The 25,887-nt window shown below is 69.6% G+C and carries 20 protein-coding genes and 7 pseudogenes; 13 read left to right on the top strand and 14 right to left on the bottom strand.

Going from position 1 to position 25,887, the window contains the following annotated elements; translation table 11 throughout:
* Positions 1-327: pseudogene (locus ACZ4N4_RS31470) on the top strand (hypothetical protein); the annotation flags it as partial.
* Positions 328-436: 109 nt separating this feature from the next.
* Here the strand turns inward: ACZ4N4_RS31470 and ACZ4N4_RS31465 are convergent.
* Entirely contained in the window at positions 437-862 is a 426-nt protein-coding gene (locus tag ACZ4N4_RS31465; protein WP_467595130.1) for an SsgA family sporulation/cell division regulator, read from the bottom strand.
* A 279-nt stretch (positions 863-1,141) separates the two neighbouring features.
* Positions 1,142-1,576: a hypothetical protein gene (locus tag ACZ4N4_RS31460; protein WP_467595127.1), complete on the bottom strand. Its 435-nt coding sequence runs from the start codon at positions 1,574-1,576 to the stop codon at positions 1,142-1,144.
* Between the two features lie 536 nt (positions 1,577-2,112).
* On the opposite strand from ACZ4N4_RS31460, the gene ACZ4N4_RS31455 reads away from it, so the two are divergent.
* Complete coding sequence (locus ACZ4N4_RS31455; RefSeq protein WP_453575605.1) at positions 2,113-2,478, top strand: DUF6479 family protein; 366 nt, start codon at positions 2,113-2,115, stop codon at positions 2,476-2,478.
* Positions 2,479-2,480: 2 nt separating this feature from the next.
* On the opposite strand, the gene ACZ4N4_RS31450 is transcribed toward ACZ4N4_RS31455, so the two are convergent.
* Entirely contained in the window at positions 2,481-2,936 is a 456-nt protein-coding gene (locus tag ACZ4N4_RS31450) for an RpiB/LacA/LacB family sugar-phosphate isomerase (protein ID WP_453575603.1), read from the bottom strand.
* Positions 2,937-2,945: 9 nt separating this feature from the next.
* Positions 2,946-3,863, bottom strand: a complete 918-nt coding sequence (locus ACZ4N4_RS31445) for an NAD(P)-dependent oxidoreductase (RefSeq protein WP_467595124.1) — start codon at positions 3,861-3,863, stop codon at positions 2,946-2,948.
* A gap of 257 nt (positions 3,864-4,120) precedes the next feature.
* Between ACZ4N4_RS31445 and ACZ4N4_RS31440 the strand changes: the two genes are divergently transcribed.
* The 3 genes from ACZ4N4_RS31440 to ACZ4N4_RS31430 all read left to right on the top strand — a co-directional run bounded on the left by ACZ4N4_RS31440 (position 4,121) and on the right by ACZ4N4_RS31430 (position 7,244).
* On the top strand, positions 4,121-4,933 hold the full coding sequence (locus ACZ4N4_RS31440; protein ID WP_467595123.1) for a class I SAM-dependent methyltransferase: 813 nt from the start codon (positions 4,121-4,123) through the stop codon (positions 4,931-4,933).
* 316 nt (positions 4,934-5,249) lie between these two features.
* A complete protein-coding gene (locus ACZ4N4_RS31435) occupies positions 5,250-6,026 on the top strand; it encodes an SCO2400 family protein (protein WP_467595120.1) in 777 nt (258 codons plus the stop codon).
* Between the two features lie 951 nt (positions 6,027-6,977).
* The gene (locus ACZ4N4_RS31430; RefSeq protein WP_450766476.1) at positions 6,978-7,244 is read left to right on the top strand and encodes a hypothetical protein; all 267 of its coding nucleotides are present in this window, start codon (positions 6,978-6,980) and stop codon (positions 7,242-7,244) included.
* A gap of 153 nt (positions 7,245-7,397) precedes the next feature.
* Here ACZ4N4_RS31430 and ACZ4N4_RS31425 read toward each other — a convergent pair whose 3' ends face one another.
* Complete coding sequence (locus ACZ4N4_RS31425) at positions 7,398-8,105, bottom strand: SDR family oxidoreductase (protein ID WP_453575595.1); 708 nt, start codon at positions 8,103-8,105, stop codon at positions 7,398-7,400.
* Between the two features lie 102 nt (positions 8,106-8,207).
* Here ACZ4N4_RS31425 and ACZ4N4_RS31420 point away from each other — a divergent pair, with 102 nt between their 5' ends.
* A complete protein-coding gene (locus ACZ4N4_RS31420; protein WP_467595116.1) occupies positions 8,208-9,053 on the top strand; it encodes a helix-turn-helix domain-containing protein in 846 nt (281 codons plus the stop codon).
* Positions 9,054-9,345: 292 nt separating this feature from the next.
* Positions 9,346-10,455 (top strand): PP2C family protein-serine/threonine phosphatase, encoded by a 1,110-nt coding sequence (locus ACZ4N4_RS31415; RefSeq protein ID WP_467595114.1) that lies wholly within the window; start codon positions 9,346-9,348, stop codon positions 10,453-10,455.
* Positions 10,456-10,481: 26 nt separating this feature from the next.
* Here ACZ4N4_RS31415 and ACZ4N4_RS31410 read toward each other — a convergent pair.
* The 3 genes and pseudogenes from ACZ4N4_RS31410 to ACZ4N4_RS31400 all read right to left on the bottom strand — a co-directional run.
* Positions 10,482-11,053, bottom strand: a pseudogene (locus ACZ4N4_RS31410) (RICIN domain-containing protein); the annotation flags it as partial.
* A 75-nt stretch (positions 11,054-11,128) separates the two neighbouring features.
* The gene (locus tag ACZ4N4_RS31405) at positions 11,129-12,118 is read right to left on the bottom strand and encodes a cytochrome d ubiquinol oxidase subunit II (RefSeq protein ID WP_467595111.1); all 990 of its coding nucleotides are present in this window, start codon (positions 12,116-12,118) and stop codon (positions 11,129-11,131) included.
* Positions 12,115-13,530, bottom strand: coding sequence for a cytochrome ubiquinol oxidase subunit I (locus tag ACZ4N4_RS31400; protein WP_467595108.1), 1,416 nt, complete (start codon positions 13,528-13,530; stop codon positions 12,115-12,117). The genes ACZ4N4_RS31405 and ACZ4N4_RS31400 overlap by 4 nt, the downstream gene beginning before the upstream one ends.
* An 800-nt stretch (positions 13,531-14,330) precedes the next feature.
* Here ACZ4N4_RS31400 and ACZ4N4_RS31395 point away from each other — a divergent pair.
* Entirely contained in the window at positions 14,331-15,224 is an 894-nt protein-coding gene (locus tag ACZ4N4_RS31395; protein ID WP_467595105.1) for an aminoglycoside phosphotransferase family protein, read from the top strand.
* Positions 15,225-15,374: 150 nt separating this feature from the next.
* On the opposite strand, the gene ACZ4N4_RS31390 is transcribed toward ACZ4N4_RS31395, so the two are convergent.
* On the bottom strand, positions 15,375-15,806 hold the full coding sequence (locus ACZ4N4_RS31390) for a DUF7144 family membrane protein (RefSeq protein ID WP_467595102.1): 432 nt from the start codon (positions 15,804-15,806) through the stop codon (positions 15,375-15,377).
* A gap of 523 nt (positions 15,807-16,329) precedes the next feature.
* On the opposite strand from ACZ4N4_RS31390, the pseudogene ACZ4N4_RS31385 reads away from it, so the two are divergent.
* Positions 16,330-16,452, top strand: a pseudogene (locus tag ACZ4N4_RS31385) (IS701 family transposase); the annotation flags it as partial.
* Between the two features lie 106 nt (positions 16,453-16,558).
* On the opposite strand, the pseudogene ACZ4N4_RS31380 reads toward ACZ4N4_RS31385, so the two are convergent.
* Together ACZ4N4_RS31380 and ACZ4N4_RS31375 are read right to left on the bottom strand one after the other, a co-directional pair.
* A pseudogene (locus ACZ4N4_RS31380) lies at positions 16,559-16,693 on the bottom strand (NAD-dependent deacetylase); the annotation flags it as partial.
* Positions 16,667-16,956 (bottom strand): annotated as a pseudogene (locus ACZ4N4_RS31375) (transposase); the annotation flags it as partial. The pseudogenes ACZ4N4_RS31375 and ACZ4N4_RS31380, both read right to left, overlap by 27 nt.
* 443 nt (positions 16,957-17,399) lie before the next feature.
* Between ACZ4N4_RS31375 and ACZ4N4_RS31370 the strand changes: the two are divergent.
* Positions 17,400-17,912 carry a hypothetical protein gene (locus tag ACZ4N4_RS31370; RefSeq protein WP_467595099.1) on the top strand — a complete coding sequence of 171 codons (513 nt, stop codon included), beginning with the start codon at positions 17,400-17,402 and terminating at the stop codon, positions 17,910-17,912.
* Positions 17,913-18,052: 140 nt separating this feature from the next.
* Here the strand turns inward: ACZ4N4_RS31370 and ACZ4N4_RS31365 are convergent.
* Positions 18,053-18,241, bottom strand: a pseudogene (locus ACZ4N4_RS31365) (transposase); the annotation flags it as partial.
* Positions 18,242-18,519: 278 nt separating this feature from the next.
* Between ACZ4N4_RS31365 and ACZ4N4_RS31360 the strand changes: the two are divergent.
* Both ACZ4N4_RS31360 and ACZ4N4_RS31355 read left to right on the top strand, forming a co-directional pair.
* Positions 18,520-19,756: pseudogene (locus ACZ4N4_RS31360) on the top strand (IS701 family transposase).
* Between the two features lie 222 nt (positions 19,757-19,978).
* Positions 19,979-20,653 (top strand): Type 1 glutamine amidotransferase-like domain-containing protein, encoded by a 675-nt coding sequence (locus ACZ4N4_RS31355; RefSeq protein ID WP_467595165.1) that lies wholly within the window; start codon positions 19,979-19,981, stop codon positions 20,651-20,653.
* Between the two features lie 182 nt (positions 20,654-20,835).
* On the opposite strand, the gene ACZ4N4_RS31350 is transcribed toward ACZ4N4_RS31355, so the two are convergent.
* Positions 20,836-22,224: a hypothetical protein gene (locus tag ACZ4N4_RS31350; RefSeq protein ID WP_467595097.1), complete on the bottom strand. Its 1,389-nt coding sequence runs from the start codon at positions 22,222-22,224 to the stop codon at positions 20,836-20,838.
* A 537-nt stretch (positions 22,225-22,761) separates the two neighbouring features.
* On the opposite strand from ACZ4N4_RS31350, the gene ACZ4N4_RS31345 reads away from it, so the two are divergent.
* Entirely contained in the window at positions 22,762-23,646 is an 885-nt protein-coding gene (locus ACZ4N4_RS31345) for a hypothetical protein (RefSeq protein WP_467595094.1), read from the top strand.
* Between the two features lie 179 nt (positions 23,647-23,825).
* Here ACZ4N4_RS31345 and ACZ4N4_RS31340 read toward each other — a convergent pair whose 3' ends face one another.
* Positions 23,826-25,781, bottom strand: coding sequence for a PP2C family protein-serine/threonine phosphatase (locus ACZ4N4_RS31340; protein WP_467595091.1), 1,956 nt, complete (start codon positions 25,779-25,781; stop codon positions 23,826-23,828).
* Positions 25,782-25,887: the final 106 nt, after the last annotated feature.

Raw genomic sequence — 25,887 nt, 5'->3', positions numbered from 1 at the left:
GCGCTCGGCAGGGGAATCTTCGAGCGCACCCAGGAACGGGCCGCCCAGATCTTCCGCAACGCGCAGGAGCAGGGCGTCCTCCGTGACGACGTCACTCCGGAAGACCTCGCTTTCGTGATCTGGTCCCAGGCCGGGATCATCCAGGCCACCCGTGCCGTCGCCCCCAACGCCTGGCGCCGCCACCTGCACCTGATGCTTGACGCGTTCCGTGCGCAGTGCGCCCATGAGCTGCCGGAGCCTCCGCTGACCGCCCTGCAGGTCGATCAGACCCTCACCACGCTCGAGTGCCCCGAGGAGGAGTGCCGCGAGTGCCAGGAGGAGGCATGAGCCGCGGCGGGTGAGGCCACCGGGCAACACGACAGCGAGCGGGCCCGGTGCCGACTTCGGCACCGGGCCCGCTCGTCACCGCGAGGGCGTCGCCTTCCAGGGGAGGCGTTCAGTTTCCCGCCAGCAGCTGTGCCAGTTCGGCGTCCAGGTCGAACCGGCTGGACTCGGACCCCGGCGGCACCACGGACCACGTCTCGCGCAGGAAGGACTTCACGCCCTGCGCGGGGAACTCGAGCAGGGCCGATCCCTCGGGTGAGCGCAGAGCGATGGACACCAGCTCGCGTCCCGAGTCGACGACCGGCCACATGTGCACGTCGCCTCCCTGCCCGGTGTGCCCGCCCAGGGCCTGAGCCAGCATCTCGCGACTGAAGAACCACTCGACCGTGCGCTCCTGGCCCGGAAGGTGGAAGACGGTGCGGACGGCATAGGGATCATGCGTCTCGTACCGCAGTGCCGTACGCATCGGCACCGACAGGTCGGGTGACAGGACGAGCTCCACGGGCAGCTCGTACGCCACGGTTCTGACCGATCTCATGTCCCTCACTCCTGCATCCCGCTCGCCCGGCACCGCGATCGCTCCCCGGGTGCTTCGAGGCACGGCACGTGGTGGCATCGCCGGCCCGACCGGAAGCGTCGGAAGGCGAAAGCGGTACACGCGGTTCATGCGTGCCGGCCCCGTTCGGCCAAGAAGCGATTTCATCGGACCGGGCCTGATGTCGGCTCGGCGAGCGGTCGGTTTGACGAGTCGCAACGACGTGTCCCCCGGCCACGGCGCTGCGGCTCGTCAAACCGACCGTGACGGCCTGCCGCCGCATCAGCGCTGGTGGAGATACCAGGCGACCTGGTCCAGGTACCAGCGGTCGCCGGTGATGCCGGACCGCGTCGTGACCTCCTCCTGCCAACGGTGCCCGTCCCAGGCGTACCGGTGGCTGCCGTACCCACGCTCATCCTGCGTGCGGTGGTGGTGGTGCCGGTCGTCGTGGCGACCTTGGCGGTCGTCGTCCTTGTACCAGCCACGGGGTGCGTCCCAGCTGTCGCCGTGTTCCCCGTGGTGACCGCTCCTGTCTCCGTCCTCGCGGTGGCTGTCACGGTCGCTGACGGCGGCCAAGGCGGCGGCCGAGGACCGCGCGTGCTCCGTGGCTCCCGAAGTCGTCGCCGCCGACGCCGAGCCGCCGGCGCCGAGAAGGGCTCCGCCCGCCAGTGCCGTAGAAGCGACAGCGACCGAGACGCGCCTGATCCACCTGTTCATGGTCATTTCCTTGTCATCTCCATGTGATGCGCGGCGAGTGCGCCGATACGGCGGCCGCTGCGATGTCCGTGTTGCGCGACCCGGAGGTTCCGGATCAGCCGGTGCCGAGCTGTGGGAGACATCCTGAGGGGGCCCTCATGTTCAGCGCTGCCCAGCGTACTCGAGGGGGGCCTCATGTTTGCGGTGAAGCCCATCACAGCACCCCGGAAGGGGCGCACCGCATGAGCGGCACGGACCCGGGCGAGGCGATACGCCCGGCCTTGAGCTGCTTCAACACCCGGCAGCAGGGATCGACTCTCCGGGAGCACGGCCAAGGCCGACGGGGGAAGGGGAGGCGCGTTGCAGCCGCCAACCGATGCCGTCGGGGTGGCAGCGGAGTTGCGGTTCGGGGGACGCCGCCCCCGCTCCGGCCGTCATCGAAGGCGGTCCACCACGGGCTCCGGTCGCCGCGACTACCGTCGAAGGCGGCCCAGCGAGTACGACCGACCACCGAGCGTGTCCGGTTCGTACCGTTCTGGGCGGGGTATCCCTTTGCTATGAGCACCGTATCGATGGAGCTGGCCGCTCCCAGCGGCCTGTTGAGTCTCGGGCTGTTCGTGGTGGCCGTGGCAGTACTGGCGATGCTCGCCGGGGGCTTCTGGCTGGGCAACCGTGTCAAGTACCGCGAGTCGCCCCGGCCACGCCCTGATGAGCAGCCCAAACTGCCACCGGAGGGCGCGGTCCATGAGATCCGGGAGAACCGTGAGTCGGAGGAGATCCCCCGGATACCCAAGGGCGGCCGCCCGCTCACTCCCTACGAGCTGAGCAATCAGCAGACCAGGCCGAGCACGTCGACGGACCGGCCGCGCTGGAGCAAGGGCAGCAGCGGCTCGTTCGGCGGTGGCGGGCTCGGCGCCCACTGACCCTAGACAGGCCCCCGGCCCGCGTCGAGACGTCCGACGTGGGCCACGTTCCCGAGGTCCTCGGCGTCCTGGCTCGGCGTTGCCGCGAACCAGGCGTCGAGGATCTCCTTGAGCACCGGCTGCGAGGTCAGGCGCAGGCTCAGGGCGAGGACGTTGGCGTCGTTCCAGCGGCGGGCGCCGTCGGCGGTGTACGCGTCCGCACACAGGGCCGCGCGGACACCGGGCACCTTGTTCGCGGCGATCGAGGCGCCGGTACCGGTCCAGCAGCAGACGACCGCCTGGTCGGCGGTGCCGGCGGCGACATCGCGGGCGGCCGTCTCCGAGCAGACCGCCCACTGCGGGTCGGCCCCCGGTTCGAGCGCACCGTACGCGCGCACCTCGTGGCCACGGCGGCGCAACTCCTCGACGAGGAGACGCGCGACGGGTTCGTCCATGTCGGAGGAGACGGAGATCCGCATGCCCCCAGCCTAGGGCCGGTCCGGGATGGCATCCGTGCGGGCCTCGATCGCGGTGAGCACCGAGGACATGTCGAGGCGGCCGTTGCCCAGCCGTACGCTCTCGCCGTAGAGATCGCTGCTGAGGTCCAGGAGCGGGGTGGCGATGCCGGCCGCGCGGGCCGCGTCGGCGATCAGCCGGGTGCTGGCGTAGGCGTCCGAGGTGGCGGCCTGCACCGTGAAGTCGTGCGCGGCGAGCATCGGGACCTTGACCCGGGTCACGCCGCTGCCGAGCTGGCCTGAGTCCACGACGGCCCGGAAGGTCTCCAGGTCCAGGTCCTGCCGCCGGGCGAAGTGGACGGCCTCGGCCAGCGCCGCGATCGTCGTGTTCAGGTAGAGGTTGACGGCCAGTTTCATCAGCACGCCGGTGCCGGCCCCGCCGCAGTAGACGGTCTCCCGGCACATCGGGGCGAGCAGCGGCCGTACCTCTTCCACCGTGTCCCGGTCGCCGCCGAGCATCGCGACCAGTTCGCCCGCCTCGGCGGGCCTGCGCGATCCGGACACCGGAGCCTCGACGAAGCGGCCGCCGGCGGCGTGGACGTCGGCGGCCAGCCCGCGCGCGTACTCCGGTGCCGTCGAGCCCATCGACACGACGACGCGGTCGGCGACCAGTTTGCCGAACCCCGGGCCGCCCCGGCCGAGGACCGTGTCCGTCACCGCCTCGTCGAGGAGCATGACGATCACGACACGTGCGCGTGCGAAGACGTCCTCGACGCTCGCCGCGAGCTGCGCCCCGGCCGCGCGCAGCGGCTCGGCGCGGTCGGTGGTCCGGTTCCACACGACGAGCGGGGTACCGGCCCGGGCGAGATTGAGCGCCATGGGCTGCCCCATCACGCCGAGCCCCACGAAGCCGTACCGGGGGGCGTCGGGGCTACCGGTCACTTGCGTCATCGTCGTAACTCCTGGTCGGCGCGCGGAAGGTGAGGGCCATCGGCACTGTACGGCGCGCAGGCGCGGCCGCCCACGACGGGTGAGGCCGATCGGGTCAGGCGCGGCGCGCCTCGGGTGTGCGGGCGGTCGTCGGTGCAGGATCGGGTGTGCGGCCGCCTCGGGACGGGCCGCACCACCACGTGAAGAGGCCCGGCCATGACACTCCTCGACAGCCCGTTGTTCCGGCCGCTGGGGCTCGGCGGCACCGCGGCGGCGGCGTGACGACCGCTCCGGGCGGCGGCCGCTACGGCGAGACCTTCTTCCGGCCCGATCAGGCGGGCGAGGGTGAGCGCATCGACGTCGGCGCCCTCGTCTACGACGACGTCACGATGGCCCGGCTGCGGGCGCTCGGGGTCGGCCCGGGCTGGCGTTGCCTCGATGTGGGCGCCGGTACCGGCACGGTCTCCCGCAGGCTCCTGGAGGAGGCCGGGGTGGAGAGCGTGCTCGCCGTGGACCGGGACGTACGGTTCCTCACCGAGCGGCCCGGGCTCGATGTCCTGGAGGCCGACATCGCCGCCGCCCCGGACTCGGTCCGGGGCCGGTTCCGGCTCGTCCACGCGCGCTTCGTGCTGATGCACCTGTCCGAGCACGACCGCCTGATCACCGCGTTGGCCGGGCTCGTGGAGCCGGGCGGGGTGCTGGTGCTCAGCGACGCGGTCGACCTGACGAGCGACCGGACGCCCGACACGCCCTACACCCTGGCGATGCGGGCGATGTGGCAGGGGCTGCGGGCGACCATCGGTACCGACATCTCCTGGGTGCCGTCGTATCCGCAGCTGCTGCGGGGGGCGGGGCTGGTGTCCGTCGCCGCCGAGATCCACGTGCCGCCACTGCTGCCGGGCAGCCCCATCAGCCGGTTCTGGGCGGACACCTGGGAGCGGAGCCGGGCGGCGATGCTCGCCACCGGCCTGGTCGACGACGCGGCCGTCGACGCGGCGGTCCGCTACCTGGCCTCCGACGAGTGCGCCGCGCTCTCCGCCGGCATGCTGACCGCCTGGGGACGCGGACCCGAGGAGCAGTCCGCGGGCTGACCCGCCGCGACCGGCGGACTCCCGTGCTCCCGCTTCCGGCGGCGCACGGGACGCACGACACCGAGCGCGCCGACGTACCGCGTGTCGACGCGCGCCGACGTACCGCGTTTTCGGCGGCGCCTGCCGCGGTTCGCGGACGACGGTGACTCCGCGTGTCCGGTCGTGTCCAGGTATCGCATCTGCGCAGAACCAGCACACAGGCTGCACACTGCCCGGCCAAAGGATCGCTACCGTTCTGGCCGTTCGATCCCACGTGCGATCGAGATCAGGCCACGGCCGAGAACGCCGTTGGCGCAGTCGAGTCAGGAAGACGCGGATGGACTACTGCTCCTCGTGCCGTCGGCACCTCAACGGCGCCCTGGCGTGCCCCGGTTGCGGCGCCTACGCCCCGGACATCGCTCCCCGCGCCGTTGTGACGCCCTGGCGGGCCCCGGCGGACAGCACCTGGCACGACGACATGGAAGAGACGGAAGAGGGGTCCGAGGCCACCGAGCTCTCGTACGACGGCTCCCCCGCCCCGGCTGCCGCGCCGACCGGCCGGGCAGCCCGGCGGCGTCAGCGTGCCCGCTGGAAGAAGACCCAGCGGCGGGCTCTGGTGGCCACCGCGGTCGCCCTGGTCGGCGGCGGTCTGACCGTCGCCTCGGTGGACCGGCAGTCCACGGACCGGGCGCAGGCGGCCAGCGCTCCGGACAACACGACCATGGGATTCGCGGACGAGGAGGCCACGGTGCCCACGCCGTCGGCGTCGGCACCGACCGGCCGCCACCGGGCCCCGGACCCCACCCCCTCCGCCCGGTCGACGGCCACCGCCAACGCGCCGCACGAGCAGAGTGCCGGTACCCCGCGTGCCACCTCGACGCCCCGTCGGCTCACCCTCACGTCGGTGCCGTCCACGGCGTCGTCCGCCGCCCAGCCCCAGGCAGCGGCGCCGGCCGCGGCAGCAGGCAGCGCCACCGCCCCCCAGACGGAACCGGCGGCCACGCCCACGCCCGCTCCCACCGCCGGCGCCGGCACACCGGCACCGCCAGCGAGTCCCGAGCCGACCGCGACCTCGCCCTCGCAACTCTGTCTGCTGGTCATCTGCATCGGCTGACGCACCTCCCCGAGGGCCGAGCCACCACCTCGATCCGGTCCACCGGCCCCCGGGCCAGGGCGCGTTCAGCCACAGGTGGCACCTGACGCTGCTCATCGCAGGGGACGTCAGGAACCGGCCGTGGATCGACGACCGGGTCGCCGGACTGGCCGCCGGTGCCGACGACCACGTCGTCAAGCCGTACACCGGGGTCGTCGTCGACCACCAGGACCTCCGGCTCGCGGCCCGCTGCGCGCCCAGCTCGAAGACACCCCCTACGCCCCCGGCGAGACAACGCTCGTCTATCGCCACGGCGAAGACCGGCACGCCGTCTTCGTCGGCGAACTCCGCGAGATCGCCGCCCGGCGCGGCGTCGTGCTCGTCTTCCTGCCCGGGCCCCGCCGAGCCGACACCTCCTGGCAGGCCCGCGGGCCCCGCGCACCCCGGCGACGACGCGCAGGCCCTCAAGAGCCTCGTCCCCGACATCGTCCACCGCGACATCCATGTCTGCGGTCCGGCCGCCTGGATCACCGCCGTCCGCAAGGCCGACCGCGGCGCCGACGCCCACCGGCGACCGCGCACACGTCGGCAAACCCGGCGAGAACAAGTAGCCCTCGAACCCGTACGGCAGGCCGCCCCGACGTACGCGTTCACACTGTTCTCTCGGGCGGGTACTGGTCCAACAGGGAGTCCTCGGGCGGGAGTTCGCCGGGCCGCCGGGTGTGCCCGTGATCGATCTCAAGTCCGGCTTCCTGGCGGCGGGTTCACCGTTCGAGAGGCAGGCGAGCGACGACGACGCGGCGGAGTCGTCTTCGCCCCGCCAGGATCCGGCCCGTGCCGGTCCTCGAGTGGCCGGGTTCCGGGAGGAGTTGCCGCCGAACGCCACGGGCAAAGTGATGAAGGACCAACCGCGATGAAAGGGCGGACGGGAACCACGACCGGGAACCCGTCCTCGGAGAACGGAGACCTCCTGTGACGACGAACCCCGCTACCGATGCGCCGGCGGATCTGTCACTCGCCCCGCTCGAACGCCTCGACGAGGAGATCATCGCGCTGCTCGCGCGCCGCCGCGCGATGGCCCAGGAACTCGCGCCCCCGGCCCGCGCCCGCGCCGCCGACCCGGCCTTCGCGGAGACCGTACGCGGCATCACGGGCCGCTACCGCCAGGAACTGGGCGGCGCCGGCGAACTCGTCGCCCGCGCGGTCATGGTGCTGTGCGATCCCAGCCGCGACTCCTGAAGAAAGCTTCCTCCGCGCCTGGGCCACGGCGGCGCCGGGATCGGCCGGCCGTTCCGGCAGCAGGTCGCACCGAGGTGCTGTACCCCGAAGCCGGGGCGCTGGTGCGCGTGAAGGGCACCGCGCCCCGGCTGGTTCAGCTGGGGTTCCCCTGATTCACCAGGACAGCGGGCCGTTGACGTCGAAGTAGCCGCCGGTCGGTCCGTCCGGGCCGAGCTGTGCCATCCGGACGATGATCTCGGCGCCCTCCGCCACGGTCTGCGTGCCCGTGTTGCCGTTCAGGTCGGTCTTGGTGAAGCCGGGCTCGACGGAGTTGATCCGCATGTCCGGGAACGCCTTCGCGAACTGCACGGTGAGCATGTTCACGGCGGTCTTTGAGGTCGGGTAGGCGATGCCCGGGTAGAAGTGGGCGGGGTGGTCGGGGTCGGAGAGCGCGGTCAGCGAGGCCAGTCCGCTGCTGACGTTGACCACGACCGGTGCGGCCGAGCGCCGCAGCAGCGGAAGGAAGGCGTGCAGGACGCGGACCACGCCGAAGACGTTGGTCTCGAAGGTGTTCCGCATCTGGTCGGCGGTCACGGTCTCGGCGGTCGGCACGCTGTTGTCCGCGGTCCGGGTCTCGATCCCGGCGTTGTTGATCAGGACGTCCAGTCCGCCGTCGGCCTCGATCGTCTTGGCCGCGGCGTCGACGGAGGCGTCGTCGGTGACGTCGAGGAGGACGAACCGGGCGCCCAGCTCCTCGGCCGCCCGGCGGCCACGCTCGGCGTCCCTTGCGCCCACGTACACGGTGTGACCTGCGGCGACGAGCTGGCGGGCGGTCTCGTAGCCGATGCCCTTGTTGGCTCCGGTGATCAGTGTTGTCGTCATGCGTCCAGCCTGCGCCCCGGCCGCCGGGTCAGCCAGCAGCCCCTTCTTCCTGGGACTGCCGGTACCAGGCACATCCGCGGCCGGCGGTGTTGACTGGGGGGCATGACGGCGACGGAACTCGGACGGGCGCTGCGGCGCTGGCGCGACCGGGTGGCCCCGGACGCGGCGGGGCTGCCGGCCGGTGGCCAGCGGCGCGCGGCCGGCCTGCGGCGCGAGGAGCTGGCGCTGCTGGCCGGGATCTCGGTCGACTACGTCACCCGCCTCGAACAGGGCCGGGCGGTCAATCCGTCCGTGCAGGTCGTCGAGGCGCTGGCGCGGGCGCTGCGGCTCTCCGCGGACGAGCGGACCTACCTGTTCGGGCTGTCGGGGCTGGTGCCGCCGGGTCCGGACGTGGTTCCCGGGTATCTCACGCCCAGCGTGCAGCGGCTGCTGGACCGGCTGTCCGGCACTCCGGTCGCGGTCTCGGACGCGGCCATGACCCTGCTGGTGGCCAATCCGATGTACGCGGCGCTGATGGGCGACCCGTCCGGTCGGCGCGGCTTCGAACGCAACGGCGTGTGGCGCAACTTCCTCGGCCGGCCGACCCGGGTCCGCCACGCGCCCGAGGAGCGGCGTGCCTTCGAGGTAGGCATGGTCGCCGAGCTGCGTTCGACGGCCGCCCGTTATCCGGCCGACCGCCAACTACAGCGCATGATCACGGAGTTGCGTGCCGGGAGCGAACGGTTCGCCGAGCTGTGGGACGCGGGGGTCGTCGGCCGGCTGGAGGCGTCGCGCAAGACCATCGAGCATCCGCAGGTCGGCCTGCTCACGCTGGACTGCGACCAGCTCCGGGTCGAGCAGCACGACCTGCACATCCTCGTGTACTCGGCCGAGCCGGGCACCGAGGACGCCGAGAAACTGGAACTGATCTCGGTACTCGGCACCCAGAGCCTGGCCGAGCGGCACTAGCTCCGTACTTCGCGGCTGTCCGGAGCGAAAGAGTCGCCGCCTCGAGCCTCTCCGCGGAACGGCTCCGGGAGTCCCTCGACTTCGCCCCCGATCGCCGGCGCCCGCAACCTGGAACAGCTCCCGGCCCTCCTCGCCGTTCCGGTGCCGGGTGGAGGCCAGGGGCGGCCTTCCGCCCGGCGTGATCCGTACACGCGGCGCACCGGCGGCGTGGGGATGCCGCGACCTCATGATGCGAGCCGTGACCACCTGCTCGTATCGTGGGAAGACAGAGCGGCGCGGTAAGCGGGAAATCATGGCAGAACCGGCGGTCGACTACGCGGCGGTGTTCCAGGCTCTTCCCGGGGCGGTGGCCCTGGTGACTCCGCAGTTGGTGATCGCGGACGCCAACGCGGAGTTCCTGCGTCTGCGAGGCCTTCCCCGCGAGCAAGTGGTCGGTAGTTTCATGCCCGAGCACCGCCCCGAGAGCGACTCCGCCGAGCCTCTCCTGCTCAAGGTTCTGGCGTCTCTGCGCCGGGCGGCGGAGACCGGTGAGCGCACCGTCGTGGCGCTGGAGCGCTTCGACATGAAGGATCCCGACCGGCCCGGGGTGTGGCATGAGCGGTATTTCAACGTGACCAACATTCCTGTGTTCGGAGCCGACGGGCGGGTGACGCTGCTGCTGCAGCGACTGGAGGACGTCACCGAACTCATCCGCGCCCGTGAAGTCGCCCTGACCCTGCAAGAGGCCATGTTGCCCACCCCTCGCCCGGACGGGCGGCACCCGACGGCCGTCCGCTACCGGCCCGCCGCCCAAGCGCTCACCGTGGCCGGCGACTGGTACGACCTGGTCGACCTGCCCGGCGACCGCATCGCCGTCGCCGTCGGCGACGTCGTCGGCCACGGCCTGTCCGCGGCCGGCGTCATGGGACAACTGCGCAGCGCCCTCACCGCCGCCTCGCTCGTCCCCGAAGGCCCCGCCCGCGCCCTGGAAGTCCTCGGACTGTACGCCCGCACCGTCGACGGCGCCGAGAACACCACCGTGGCCACGGCGTTCGTCGACTGGGAGAACGACACCATCACCTACAGCAGCGCCGGCCACCCACCACCCGCACTCCTGCACAGGGACGGGACGATCGAGTTCCTGGACCAGGCCACCGACCCGCCACTGGCCGCCCGCCCCCAGCACGGCCCCCGGACCCAGGCCGTCACCGCCTTCCGCGAGGGCGCCGCCCTCGTGCTCTACACCGACGGTCTGATCGAACGCCGCGGCGAAGACATCGACACCGGCCTCACCCGGCTCGCCGACTCCCTGACCCGCCATCGCGCAGAAGATCCCGAAGCCCTCGCCGACGCCGTGCTGACCGACCTGCTCCCACCCGGCGACGCCACCGACGACACCGCCCTGGTCATCGTGCGCCTGTGAGCCGGCTCCTTCTGCATCACCGGCGGCTACCGGACCGGTTCCCAGTCCTGCGAGCCGTCCGTGGTCGCCGTCCGCAGGGTGAGCTGTCCTCCAGCGGTCGCTCCGGTCACGTACAGGCTCGTGTTCTTGACCGACTGGAGCTTGTAGAGGCCGTCGCCGGTCTTGACGAGGTTCCAGCTGCCGGTGGAGCTGTTGTCGACCCACTGGCCGATCTTCTGTCCGACCGTCGCGTTGCCGGTCCAGATCGCCGCCGCGCGGCCGCCCGACTTGTTGAGCAGCGTGGTTCCGCCGCCCGGTTCGGTCACCACGTGCCGGAACTGGGTGTCGGGGTCGGCCGCCGAACCCGCGTCCTCCAGCCGGACGTCGGGCACGTCGCCGTTGCCGAAGTTGGCGTCGTTGGTCTTGTCCCGGTACCTATGACCTGGCCGGTCTTGCGGTTGAACAGCTGGTGGTAGGTGCCGGCCGAGTTGCCGAGGTCCGTCTCGGCGTACGCGATCGTCGAGGTCCCCTGGTTGTTGAGGATCACGAGGCGCCCCGTGTCGTCGACGTACTGGAGGTTGCGGCTGTAGCCGGCCTTCGAGGTGGTCTGGTACTCCTTCGAGGTGTAAGGAGCTGTCAGGTGGCGGCCCGGAGGCCTGGGCCGGCGGTGGTCGTCATGGGCCGTGCCTGGCCGTCAGCCGAGTTTGCGCCGCAGTTGCAGGATGTAGAGCAGCAGGAGCGACGGCGCGACCAGGACCGCGGCCACGCAGGAGACCACGAACAACTGCCACAAGGTGGCCGACGGGGAAGCCGCCTGCTGGATGGTCAGGTGGGTGCCCAGGAGGTACGGGTACTGCGCGACCCCCCAGCCCGCCACGACCGCGGCGATCGCGACGGCGGCAAGAGTTCGGACGACGGTCGGGCTGCCCCTGCGCAGCAGAAGCAGCGCGGCCAGACCACACAGGGCGGAGACGAACAGCAGCGGCACGCCGACCCGGCTCAGCTGGTGGAACAGCCGGGGAGCGTCCGCACGCAGGATGAACACGCCCGCCAGCGCGACCAGTCCCGCGACGATGCCGGCACCGAAGGCGCGGTAGCGGAACGCCGTTTCCAGAGAGGGCTGTGCCCGGCGCTGGGCCTGTCCGGTGAGGAACACGGCGGCGAGGTAGGCACAGACGGTGACGGCGAGCACGCCGCCGAGAACGGACGTCGGATTGAGCCAGCTGGACAGGGGGTCACCGTGCCCCGCCGCGGGGACACGGCCGGAGGCGATCCCGCCGGCGACGGCGCCGAAGAAGAAAGGCGTCAGCACCGACGAAGAGGCGAAGGCGACACCGGCGACGGCCTCGCCCCGGCCGCCCGCCAGCGCATGGCGGAAGGCGAAGCCGGCACCGCGCGCCACGATACCCAGCGCCGCCAGTCCCAGAGGAATGTAGAGCGTGGTGGTGATGGCCGTGTACGCCTGCGGAAATCCCGTCCAGATCATCACCAGGATGAAGACCAGCCACGTGTGGTTGGCCTCCCACACCGGGCTGATGGAGAGGTTGATCAACTCCCTCACGGGGCGGCCGTGCCGACGGCCACCGGCTGCCAGATCCCAGAATCCGGCCCCGTAGTCGGCACCCCCGAAAAGGGCGTACGCGATCACGCCGACGAACAGGACCACGGCGGTCAGCGTGCTCATACGTCATCAGCTCCGAACCCGCGTTCGCTCGTCGCCGGCACCGGCTCGGGTCCGTACGGAACCGCGACGGCCTCGGTACCCTCACGCAACCAGCGCCGATGCATCGCCCGCAGGACGAGCACCGCGCCCGTCCCGACACAGAGGTAGATCGCGAGGACCGTGGCGAACAGCGGCCACAGGTTGCCCACCGTGGTGACCGCGTCCCGCGTCAGCAGGAGCCCGACCACGGTCCACGGCTGCCGGCCGACCTCCGTCACCACCCAGCCGCTCCACAGCGACAGGAGCGCGAGCGGTCCGCACACCGACGCGACGCGCAGGAACCAGCGGTTCACCGGGACCTCGCGGCGCCGCCACCACAGCCAGCCGAACCACAGGGACATCAGCAACAGCAGCGAGGCGGTTCCGACCATGACGTCGAACGCGAGGTGCACGACGCTCACCACCTCGTCGTCGGGGCGCACGGCCGGAGGGATGGCCGCGAGACCCTTGATCGTGGTGGACGGCCTGAAGCCCGCGAGGATCGATGCCACGTCGGGAAGGGGGATGCCGTAACGGACCTTGCCGCCGACCAGGATGCCGCCGAGCGTCTCGGGGATGTGGTCACCGGTCTCGGGGACCATTTCGATGGTGGCGAACTTGGCGGGCTCCCTGTCGAAGACCTGCCGGGCGATCGTGTCACCGACCAGGAACTGCAAGGGCATCGCGATCGACCCGACCGTGAACGGCACGAGGAAGCCGAGTCGGTGGTAGCGGTCCCGGCGGCCTTTGAGCAGGCCCCACGCGTACACCCCCGCGACCATGAACCCCGCGACGATGTACGCCGCCAGGAGCATGTGCACCATCTCCCACCAGAACGCGCCGTTGAAGAACACCTGGGACGGGAACACCTGGACGACACGCCCGTGACTGACGACGATGCCCGCAGGCTGGTTCATCCAGCTGTTCGCCGCGATGACGGAAGCCGTGCCGCCGACACTGGCCAGGGTCACCGCCACGCCCGTGAAAAAGTGCGGCCACCGTGGAAGCCGCTTCCAGCCGTAGATGTAAATGGCCACGAACACGGCTTCCAGAAAGAAGAAAAGCCCCTCATAGGCGAACGGAAACCCGAACGCCGCCCCGTACCTGCCCATGAGCCCGGGCCACAGCAGCCCCAACTCGAAGGAAAGCACCGTACCGGATACCGCCCCCACCGCGAACAGCACGGCGGCCACCTTCGACCAGCGTTGTGCGAGAAGCAGCGCCTCGTGATCGTCACGACGCAGCGCCCGGTAGTGGCAGACCAGCATCATGAAGGTGAATGCGACGCCGAACGGCACCAGAACGACGTGGAAGCCCAGGGTGAACGCCATCTGCTCACGCGCAGGGAGAAGCTGTGGCGGGTCGGCGGCTGCCAGCAGCGCGGACAACGGCATGGATTCTCTTTCCGGCTCGGACAGCGGCGGACGGCCCGCGCGTCGGTCACGTGCTCACCGCCATGGGGAATCAGGGAGAACGGACACCGAAGAGCTTCATGGAAGCTGGTCGTCACAGGCGCGACTGCCATACGCGAGGTCCCGCGGAATGGACGCGCCCGTGCCTCTTGAAACCTTCACGTCCCTTACTCCTTGGAAATTCCACATCACGCGAGGATGGATCTCGCGCATGCTAGTCAGCGCCCGGAACCTCACCTGCCGCGACGGTCGGCGGCGCCGCCGTTTCCCCCTTTGGGGCCATCTCACGAGTGCCAAGTAGACGAAACAGCCCGGGGGCCGGCAGCTGTCCGCCGGCCCGCCGACAGGCACACCTCGCGCAGCGGGCGAAAGGACGGGTCCAGGAGCCGGTGCTGTGAGCCGTCCCGAACTCGGAGCCCTTACAGGCAGGACGTTCGGAGGTGAAAGAGCAAGCTCAGCTTGAGTTTTCAGCTCCGAGATCCCAACGCGTGGTGCCCCGGCCCTCATTGTCCCGGCCGTGCGGCCGCTGAGCGGCAGGCTGAATCCCGAGTTCGGCCCGGCTCTGGCGCGTGGCAGTGCTCAGCCGAGTCTTGCCCCTGACCCACGGGTCAAGGCTTGGCGTCCGGACATGAACGCGACTCATCGCCTCGTGCGCCTGGTCCGCCGCCCCGCCGGATTGCCGCCCGCCGACGACTTCGCCCTGGAACGGGTGCCCATCCCCCGTCCCGAGGCGGGCCAGGGACTCCTCCGCAACACCCGTTACCCCAGTACTGTGGCTTCGCATGACCGACCCCGAGATCGAGATCACTGCGGATCTGGTGCGCGAGCTGCTGCAGGAGCAGCATCCAGACCTTGCGGGGCTGGCCATCCGCGAGGTGGTGGGCGGCTGGGGCAACCAGATGTGGCGTCTCGGGGACGAGTTGGCCGTGCGCATGCAGCGCATGGACCCCACCCCGGAGCTCCAGCTCAAGGAGCGGCGGTGGCTACCGGTGCTGGCTCCGCGCCTTCCGCTCCCGGTGCCGACGCCGGTGCGGTTCGGCGAACCGTCCGGGCGCTTCCCCAAGCACTGGACCGTGATGACGTGGGTTCCCGGCGAGCCGCTGGACCACGGCTCGATCAGCCGCGGCGACCACGCGGCCGACACGCTGGCAGGCTTCCTCAGCGCACTCCACGTGGAGGCGCCCGCTGGCGCGCCGATCAGCGGGGACCGCGGCGACCACCCCAAGAAGTGCACGGCCGGCTTCGACCAATTCTTCCACGCCGTCGCCCCCGCCGACCTCGCCGACGACGTCCGGGCCGTCTGGGACGACGCCGTGGCGGCGCCCGAGTGGGAGGGCCCCGCGGTATGGGTGCATGGCGACCTGCATCCGGCAAACGTCGTCGTCGCGGACGGGACGCTCGCGGGCGTGATCGACTTCGGTGACATGTTCGCCGGTGATCCGGCGTGGGATCTCGCGGCCGCGTGGGTGCTTCTTCCCGCGGGCGCCGCCGCGCGGTTCTTCGACGGGTACGCGCATGCGGACGTGGCGACGATCCGGCGCGCCCGAGGGCTGGCCGCTCTGAAAGGCCTGTTCCTCATGCTGATGGGCCAGAACGGAGACCGGGGCCTTCCTGGTGGCAAGCCGACGTGGGGACCCGCCGGCCGGGCAGCGCTCGAGCGTGTTCTCCAGAGCTGAACCCGCGCCGCGGTGTGTCGCGGCCTGGGAAGGGGGCGGCCAATGGCCCGGATTCGAACCGGGGTTTCCGCATCGGGACGAACCCGAGTACGCAGCCCTGGGCCGCTGAACGACTCATGACCAGGCGGATCGTACGGCTCCGTCTGAAATTCACTGACGCCCGCTGGTCTCGACATGGGCCCTGGTCAGCGCGAACAGGATCAGGAGGTCGAGTGTCATCACAGGGATGGACCACAGCGGGTAGTACGGAACGAACATGAACTGGGTGATCAGGCTGATCACTGCCACCGCCACGCCGGCCCCGCGACCCCAGCTCTGGTCCGTCAGCACTCCCAGGCCCGCGATGACGAGTACCACTCCGATCACCAGGTGAATCCAGCCCCAAGCGGTCAGGTCGAACCGGTAGGCGTACCGGGACGCGGCGAACAGGGTGTCCTCTGCGATGCCGGCTGCGCCCATCAGAATGCTGAGGGGCCCGCTGAGCATCATCAGGATTGCGGCGAACGAAGAGGCGCCGGTGAGTGTTGCGCTGCTGTCGGGCCCGCCGTGCCCTCGCCCTGTCCCGTTCGGAACCGTTGTCATGGCAGCAGCCTCCCTTCCTGTACGGTGCGGTCACCGACGCACACGTCCGCGCGAAGCCGGCTACGCTCCTCTGCCAGCATCACCGCAATCGGTCGACACCGCGACTTCACCCCGCGTGGCCGGCGCTGACAGCCGCAGGTGTCGCGAAGGGCGCACCTGACGACGAGGACGCCGTATGGCACGCCGCCATCGATCTGTGGCTGCTCAACATCGGCAACGCCCACGACGCCCTTGCCTGCCTCTTCGGAGTCCGCAACACCTACGGCTTTCGACCCCTCGCGGAAGACCGTGGGTTCCCCTCGCGGCGTCAGGTGCGTGCTCTGGGGTCCCCCCGGCCGGAGGCTGGGGGAGTGCCGGGCGTAGGCCCGCCTACTGGACGTACCTGGGTCTGCGCCCGGTGCGGCGAGAGTGGGTGCATGGCGTCCCGAGGCAGACGGGAATTGTCAGACAGGCCCTAGTAGGGCTTGGTCAGGTTCACTTGCCGATGGCGTGTCCGTTTGATCGGGTGCGTCGTTGACCTGATGTGCCGGGTGGGGAGCTGGCCGCGGTCCGGTGCGATCTGGAGGACTTCGCGGCGGAGATGTTCGAGCCGTTCGCGCGGGCGGATCAGCGCCGGTGGGGAGCGGTCTATCTGCGCGGACTGCTGAGGTCGCCCGCGAACTGCAGTTACTCCTCGCGGTCTGGACCGGCGCCTGCCCCACCTGTCACCGCGACATGCCAGAACCCATACCAACCTGACCAAGGACTACTAGCTAGCCGGCCCGCAGCTCCGCGAGCAGCTTCGGCAGCGCGGTTCCGATCGGCTCGCGGACGATCTCGTCGGCCCGGTCGTCGTACGGCGTCGGGTCGGCGTTGACGATGATCAGCTGTGCGCCGTGATCGGCGGCCCAGGCGCCGTCGCGGATGTCGCCGTCGGGCTCGACGGCCGGCGTCCAAGCCGAGGCCGGGACCTTCAAGACGGCCTGGTGGATGGCGTCGGTGAAGGTCATCCCGACCGAGTAGGACAGCCACCGCCTGCGCCGGGTGAGCCAGGCGACGAACTCGTGGGTGTCGCCGCCCGAGTCGGTGCGGATCAGCGTCTGGCGCCCCGCCGGAGCCGTTTCGGCAGCTGGGACAGGGCCAGTTTCGTGGCCTCGATGTGGTCGGCGGCGGGTGTCCTCGATGTGACGCGCTCGCCAGCCGAAAAGCTGTTGCACCTTGGCACTCGGCATCGAAATCCCGGCCGAGCTGGTGCCTCAGCAGCCGCAGTTCCGGTTTCAGGATGCCCAGCGCACGCGCGAGTCACACGGGGCAGTTCACGGGTCGGGGCCTTCGCAGCACGCTCACCCAGGCGGTCATGCAGAACGCGCGCGATGTCGGCGACACGCAGACGAAATAGACGGTCAGACATCTGTCCGGAAAAACGCGAGCCCCTCATGGTCGCAGTGACACGTCCTGTTGCCCGGCGTTGAAAATACCGATGAAGGCGGCGTTCACGAATGCTGATGAACTCTGACGGCGACGCCTCACCGTAGGTAATTGTTACGCTAAAATTCACCCGGCGGTAGCGTGCCGGAAGTGTGAATCGATGCCCCGTCAGTACACTTGCCGCCCATGATCACTTCTGTTCGATGGAAGCGCTCCGCCTTCGCCGCGGGCCTCGCCGCACTCTTTTTCGTCGGTACCGGCAGCGTCTCCCCGGCGTCGGCCGCACCCGTCTACTGGACCTACAGGAGTCAGAGCAACGGCAACTGCCTGACGGCCTCCGCGGATAGCTCCGGTGTTTTCACGACCGCTTGCCAAGGCTGGTATTCACAGGACTGGGACTGGGTCGGTTCTCCCAATGCGTACGGACAGTACCAACTGAAGAGCCGGACTAGAGGTCTCTGCCTGACAACCGATGCGAACTCGCAGCGGAACGCCGTTTGGCTGAGCACGTGTGACGGCCAACTGGGTAGTTACTGGGATCAGGAGTCGGCGCGAATCTACGACGATGCCAACTTGGCTACCTATAACAGCCTGCGAATCTCCCCGGGATATGATTCCGTCTATTCGTCGAATACGGGGTATGACCTTTCTGTGGGGATCTCGGAGGAAACCCACTACTGGAACGGCACGCATTCGTAAGCGGCGCGTACCTGCACAGGCAGGGCTGTTCTAAAGTCACGTGACTGAGCCTTTTTCAACCTAGCCTCGATCTTTCGTGAGGGTCCGCCGACGGAGTCGGTGGGCCCTTTCGCTTTCCGGAGCTGATGATGGGCAGGCTGGCGGGCGCGGACATGCGCCGCGTCCCACGGGCTGGTGGTGATGAAGTTCGCCAGGGCCTGCCGGTTGCCGTCCTCGCCCAGGCGGGCGGCCATCGGTTCCACCGACTTGCGCCGCCCCTCCATCAGCAGTCCGCGCAGATAGACCGCTCCCCACCGGCGCTGATCCGCCCGCGCGAACGGCTCGAACATCTCCGCCGCGAAGTCCTCCAGATCGCACCGGACCGCGGCCAGCTCCCCACCCGGCACATCAGGTCAACGACGCACCCGATCAAACGGACACACCATCGGCAAGTGAACCTGACCAAGCACTAGTAGTGCTCCAGCTGTTGGTAGATCTTGCTGGTCGGGCCAGTGCGGGGACGGACGCGGCCACCGTTGATCATCGTGACTTGTGTGGAGTAACGACGAGGCGGTGGCCGCAGGTCACAGAAGATCCCGCTCGTTGGCGGGAGGCGTTCGAGGTGGCCATGAGCCGGATCGCGGGCCGGATCGCCCGGTACGAACCCCGCCTGCGGGCCGGGCGGTTGGTGCTCGGCCTGCTGTCTGACCTGCCGCGCAAGAACTGCTGGACGATCGCGGAGTGGGCCAGGGAGGCCAGCCCGCACGGCATGCAGCATCTGCTGTGCCGGGCCTCCTGGGACGCCGATGCCGTCCGCGACGACGTGCGCGAATACGTCGTCGAGCACCTCCACGAGGACGCAGCGGTGCTGGTCGTCGACGAGACCGGCGATGTGAAGAAGGGCACCCACACGGTCGGGGTCCAGCGCCAGTACACCGGTACGGCCGGGCGGATCGAGAACTCCCAGGTCGCCGTCTACCTCGTCTACGCCGGAGAGCCGGGACACGCGGCGGTGGACCGGGAGCTGTACATCCCGCGCTCCGGGACAAGCGACCCGGACCGCTGCCGGGCAGCGGGGCTCGGCGAGGACACCGTCTTCGCGACCAAGCCGGTACTGGCCCGCACGATGATCGAACGCTTCCTGGACGCCGGACACCACGTGGGCTGGGTCACCGGGGATGAGGTCTACGGCGGCAACCCGAAACTGCGCACGGCTCTGGAGGAACGCGGCATCGGCTATGTCCTCGCGGTGGCCTGCTCGGCCGAAGTGACCACCTTTGCAGGCGCCTTCCGCGCCGATGCCCTGGTGAAGAAGGTGCCGAAGCGGGCCTGGCAGAAACTCTCGGCCGGACGCGGTGCGAAGGGACAGCGGTTCTACGACTGCCGTCATCGATCTCACCGAGGCAGCGCCGGGCAACCGCCAGCTCCTGATCCGCCGCGACCGCACCACCGGCGAACTGGCCTACTACCGCTGCTTCTCACTCCAGCCCGCGCCACTGACCGAGCTGGTGCAGGTCGCCGGATCAAGATGGCGTGTGGAAGAGACCTTCCAGACCGAGAAAGAGCTGGCCGGACTCGATGAGCACCAAGTCCGCCGCTACCCCTCCTGGACCCGCTGGGTCACCCTCGCCATGCTCGCTCACGCCTTCCTCGCCGTCGTCCGCGCCGACGAACACGCCCGCAACCCCGCCCCGGACGGGCTGGTCCCGCTGTCCTGCAACGAGATCCAGCGCCTGTTCATCACGCTCGTCGTCCAGCCCCTCCACGACGTCGCCCACCGACTCGGTTGGTCCGACTGGCGACGCCGGCATCAGCAGCGATCCCGCACGAGCCATTACCAGCGACAAGCCGCATCCAAGATGTGAAGATCACGATCTACAGCTGGATTACTAGGAGGGTGTTGCCCACCTTGTGACTCAGCTGACGAGTGATCAGCGAAGTGCGTTCATCGACCGAGGGGTTCGATGGCTGCTGAGGAGACCGGTCCTTCGCGCCACGAGTTCTTGGAGGGCTCCCCCGAAGGTTTTGGACTCGTTGAGGATGACTCCTGGCTTGGGATCCATTCACAGTTTCTCGGGAAGGGCATGATGAAACTTCTCCTCACCGACTCCGGTATCAAGAACGCGAGCATCCGGGATGCGCTGGTCGACCTCCTGGGTAAGCCGATCGCCGAGTGCAGCGCCCTCTGCATCCCCACAGCCGGATACGGAGCCCCCGACGCCGATCCGGGCGGGCCATGGCGATTCATCAGCGGACGATCCTCCAGCCCCATGACCGAATTGGAGTGGAAGTCGGTGGGCGTGTTGGAGCTCACCGCACTGCCCAGCATCGACGAAGCACGCTGGGTCTCGTGGATCCGGGAGGCTGACGTCCTGCTGGTCAATGGCGGTGACGCGTTGTACCTGGGCCACTGGATGCGGGAGTCCGGGCTGGCTGCACTCCTGCCATCGCTGCCCGACATGGTCTACGTGGGGCTCAGCGCCGGGAGTTTGGTGATGACGCCCCGCATCGGCGCGGGCTTCGTGGGCTGGGAGCCGCCCGCCGGTGGTGACACCACGCTGGGTGTGGTTGATTTTTCGATCTTCCCGCACCTGGATCATCCGGCTTGTCCGGAGAACACCATGGCCGTGGCAGAACGATGGGCATCCGGGTTCGCGGGTCCGGCATACGCGATTGACGAACAGACCGCCATCAAGGTGGCCGACGGCACCGTCGAAGTGGTCTCCGAGGGCCACTGGAAGTTGTTCAACCCGCCATCATGAAGCGTTCCTTCGTGGCGCAATGCCGGAGGTCGGCGATTTACGGAGCGAGGAGAACTCGTTTTCGGAGGAGTTCGAACCCGCCGCGTGTTGCGGCAACGCGGAGGTGGCGGCCCCGGCCCGCTCCTGGTGGTGATCGTCATCGGCATGGGCGCTCAGGCCGGGGGCGTCGGCGACCTCGTCTGTCAGTTCAGGGACTTGACGAGGCGTTCGATGCGTGCGGCGGCCTTCTCGGCGGTGCCCTCGACGTAGAAGCCGTCGCGTGCCTCGTAGGTGAAGTTGTCGTAGTTCCAGCGGTCGGGCATGTTCTTGGCGCCGCCCTCGAACATCGACATGACGAAGGTGCTGGCGAAGGGGGACGCCCTGCGGATGGCGTCCGCCGTGCTGGTGGACAGTTCCGGCTCCACGCCGGCGAACACGCCCTTGCCCACCTGGAAGACCCAGATCGGTACCTCGGCGGTGTCGGTGGGGGTGTACGTGGTGGTCTTCACCGGGCCCGTGGGATGGTCGGTCTCCATCTCGGTGGTGGTGACGTCGTCGGTGAGCAGCCGCACCGTGACGTTCTTGCCGCTCTCGTACCTGGTGATGGCCTGGGACACCCGCACGATCTCGTCGCCCAGGCGCTCTCCCTGCGCGGTCAGCAGGGCGAAGCCGGCCTCGTGCAGGTCGACGCCGTAGGTCCACGCTTTGTTCTTGTCGATCGTGTACCGCTTCGAGCGGTAGGCCGGGAACTGGTCGCCGCAGGCGCCGACGAGCCAGAAACCGATGGCGCCGGGGAACTCGCTCTCCACGTGCGCGGTGGCGGCGCCGGCCAGGTCGGCGGTGATCGGCAGGTTGCCGTCGCTCATGACGGAGTCCTGCATCACGCAGGACTGCACGTTGTAGTTGGTCAGGACGGCGATCGGGTTGCCGTTGAGATCGTTGAACCGGGCGACGTACACGCCGTGGTCCGAGGTGCCCTGCTCGTTGACGCCCAGCCAGTAGCCGTCCGCGGTGAGCACGTTGCGGTTGACGTTGATGCCGGCCTCACCTCGGCCGTAGCCGACCTGGGCGTCCTGAAGGTTCCCGACCGCGTCGGCTACCGCGCTCTTGGTGGCGGTGACGATGTTCCGCACGTACGTCGCGGCGCCCGCCGACGAGCTGCTGTCCGCTACGTGCGGTGCGGAGAAGCAGTGCGTGACGGTGACCATGATGTTCGCCGCCGCGATGCCGGTGGCCGCGGTGATGGCCTCGCGCATCAGGCCGATCGCCTCGGCACTGATCGAGGTGAGGTCCAGCACGGCCAGGGCGACACGGCGGGAGCCGGACTCCACCAACAGCACACGCGCATACAGCTCATCGTGCACCGAGGTGAAGTTGTCCAGGGGCAGGATCGAGGCGTCGGGTGTGAACGCGGCTTTTCCGGCACCCACCTTCAGCCCGGTCGCGGGCTTCGTGGCGGCCCCGGCGGTCGTCGCGCCGCCCACCACGGCCGTGGCGGCCACCGCGAGGGTCGTCGCCGCGACGAACGAACGCCGGCTCATGTCGCCGAAAGAGGCCGCTTCGTCCATCTCGTTCTCGTTTCGCTCAGACATCGCAGTCCTCCACTGGAAGGGGTCGGGTCCATGAGCGACCGCCGGCGCTTTCGGTCGGTTGACTCGGCGTGCGTCGGGGGCAGCGCCATAACACCGAGGAAGCATCACAGTGCCCCCGGGAAACGGCAATTCGCGGGACGCAAGCTCAGCTTTCACGACGAGTATCGACGGATCGAGTTCGTGGGGAGCCTTCTGACATGCCCGGTAAAACGCCGGTGGGACGCATGCTGTCGGCCCACCCGATCCACATCACACGGAATACAGCGCAAACTCACAGATTGAATTCACCGTGCCGGACCAGACCGGCTGTGGCCGGAATCGCGCGGCCCTCGGAGCGAAGTCCGCCGCCTGAAAGAGAGCCGGGACTCGTGGTCGGGGCAGCAGCGACAACAGGCATCGGTGTCGCATTCACCATCGTCGGCACAGCGGGTGCGTCGGCACATCGACCGAGCCCACCCACCCAACTGGTGGGCCTCCCCGGCCGCAGTCCTATATTTGCCTGGGAAACGTCTGTGCGTACCGGGGGGATTGAGCGCTTTGAGACGATCAGGCAGAACGCTTCGAGCGGCCGCCTTGCTCTGCGCCGTTGCCGTGCCGTTCCTCGGCGGGTGCGGGACACAGGTGGCCGGTCAGCAGGGCGAGAGGACGCCCTCCTCGGCGGCAGCCGAGCCGATCCCGTGGACCACGATGCAGCCTTCCGCGGTCACCGGAGTCCAACTCGGCGGGGACCGGCGCACGCTGCTCATCGACACCCAGGTGCCCAGTGGCGCTCACGCGTGCGTGCGCAACCTGAAGGCAGTGCTCACCGACCCGTTGACGGACCTCGTGTGGGTGCAGGTCACCTTCACCTCGCCGTCCGGGGACAGGGCTTCCGGGTGCACCAAGGAGAGCACGGCCACGGCAAAGGTCACCCTGCCCGAGCCGCTGGGCGACCGGGACGTGATCGTCGACCACTACACCCGCTTCACCGCCGACGGTGCCGAGCCGCCCGCGCTGCGGTTGTGCGGAAAGCTGGGCTGCACACCGCCGGCCACCGGCTGCACCCCCGCCTCCTACGATCAGGCGTTGATGGCGGTCGGCGCGCCCGAGCACACGTACCGCGACTCGGAGAAATGCGACGGGAAGTGGCTGGTGCTGGACTTCTCCTGGCGCACGGGACCGGCCTGCGGCGACTCGACGGACTCGGCCTGCTCTTCCCGGCTGGGCGACCGTTGGTTCTTCCGGGCAGAGAAGGCGGGCTGGAAGCCGATCATCCGGACCTCCGCCGGAGGCTGCCGGGATGTGCGGCGCGAGGAGCCCGCCTTCCCGTCCTCACTGTGCGAGTCGCTGGCTCCGCTGTCCCCCTCGCTGCATCCGAGTTATCCCCCGCCGTCCGCCTCTCCGACGCCCGGCGTGCGTTCCACCGTGACGGCCCACCCATGACCAGGGACCGCTGCGGCCTCGTCTGACCGTCTCATGGGGTGTCACCGTCCCGCCGTTCGTCTGAAACAGCACTCCTTGGCCAACCCGCGGTTGGGCCGCCATCCTCGTGCAGGCTCGTCCGGCCGGTGCGAACCCGGCAGCTCTGCGGCGAGCGTGGGAAACGTGATCACGGGGGTTCATCACGTGCGTCGGACGACCAGTACGGCGAGGTCGTCGCGGTGGTTGAGTTCGGCCGCCGCGTCGAGGATTCGGTCGGCGGTCTCCTCGGCGCTCAGTCCGTCGTGGAGGGCATCCGCGGCCAGTTTTCCGGTTCGCTCGAGTCCGACGTCCAGCACCAGGTCCGGTCCTTCGACCACGCCGTCGGTGACCATGACCAAGGCGGTGTCCTTGTCCAGCGTGAACGTCTCCTGCGGGTAGTCGGCGTCCGGCAGGATCCCCAGGAGCGGACCGCCTGGCAGGTGGTACACGTCGTGGCTGCCGTCCGCGCGTGCGCACAACAGGGGCACGTGGCCGGCACTCGTGCCGGTGACCTGTCCGGTGCGTGGATCGATGTGCAGCATCGTGCAGCTGGCGAACCGCGGTACGTCCATCGCGACGAGCAGTTGGTTGGTGTGCGTCAGCACGTTTCCAGGGCTCGGCTCCCGGGCGGCGATCGCGCGCATGGCGCCGCGCACCTGTCCCATGCAGGCGGCCGCGTCCGCGTCGTGCCCCTGGGCGTCGCCGATCTCCAGGGCTACCTCACCGTCGGGCATGAGGAAGGCGTCGAACCAGTCTCCGCCGATGTCGAGACCGGAGCGGCAGGGCTGGTAGCGGGCAGCGACCTGCAGGCCAGGCAGGTGCTCGGGCAGCGTCGGGAGCATACTCCGCTGGACCGCCGCGGCCAGTTCGAGGCGAGCCTCCTCCAGTCTGATGCGCCCCAGTGCCTGGCCTGCGAGCTCAGCCAGTGTGATCATGAAGGCTCTCTCGTCCGCGGACGGGCGGTGCCCGCTGTCGTAGGTCACCACCCAGGCCCCGAGCGGCTGTTCGCCGGTGGAGCCGAGGGGGGTGATCGACACGGCGGCGGGGCCGGGCCACGGCAGGGGCGCGGCATCCCCGTGCGGCCAGCGGCGGAGAAGTTCCTCCTGATCGGGGATGAACTGCGGCTCGCCCGTGCGGATCGCTTGAGCCAACGGACGCTGCTCGTCCAGGTATCCGCGATCCAGGACACCGACATCCCACAGGGTGAGCCCGGCATCCGAGGACACGACCAGATGCCCGTCGTCGACGAGCGCGAGGGCCGCGCCGGTGCCGCCGAAGGTCGCGGCCAGCCGGGTCAGAACGACCTGCTGCAGCTGTTGCTCGGTGGCGGTGCGGACGAGGGCGGAGGAGAACACGGCGATCTCGTGGGCACGGTGCCGTTCGGCTCCGAGCGCGGCCAGCATCTTCTGTCGGCGCGCCTCCTGCCGGGTGTCGTCGCGGATCGTCCCGAAGACCTGCTCCGGACCGTCGAACCCCAGCTGGATCCTCCGGGTCTGGCAGGCCAGATGGTGCCAGTCCCCTCGCTCGTCCTGGAAGCGCAGGCCGGTCCAGGGGCGCCCGGGGGTGTCCGAGCCTAGGAGCTGTCGCAAGGCCCCCCGGTCATCGGGGTGCACACGCCGGACCACCCACGGCAAAGGCAGGGAGGCCTCCGGGAACAGCGCGCCGACGGCGGGCGCCCCTCCCAGCCATTCGATCTGCTCCACCTCCGGCAGGTACACGCACAGCCCGAGGCCGGCGGACTTCGCCGACATGCGGAACGGGATCAGCAGGCTGCCGAGGTCGTTGTGCATGCTCAGCGAGTGCACCCATACCAGCTGTTCGCCCCCGGCCGTGGTCGTCGACCGCGCCTCTACGAGAGTGACCAGGGACACCCGGCCAGGCCTTGGAAGCTCCAGCACCCGCATCGCCAGCTGCTGCTCGTTCGCGTGGGCCACGATGCGCCGGACCACGGAGCTCTGGCTTGCGGGCACCAGTTCCCATATGCGGCGGCCCACGCACTGGTCGATCCGCCTGCCGAGCGCGGTGGCCATCGCGTCGTTCAGGGAGTGGATGACTCCCTCGGGGTAAAGCAGAGCCGACGGTTCCGATCGGTCAAGGAGTTCGTCCGAGAAGTCCACCTGCCGCCCCCTCGCTATCGCCGAGCGAGCATGCTCACGCCTCCGATCATCGCATCACATTCATTTCATTGCCCATGAGCGCGCGGCAGTGAGATCGGGGCTTTGC

Source organism: Streptomyces sp. NPDC026538, from assembly GCF_055567535.1.
This window is presented reverse-complemented; position numbering and strand designations above follow the sequence as displayed.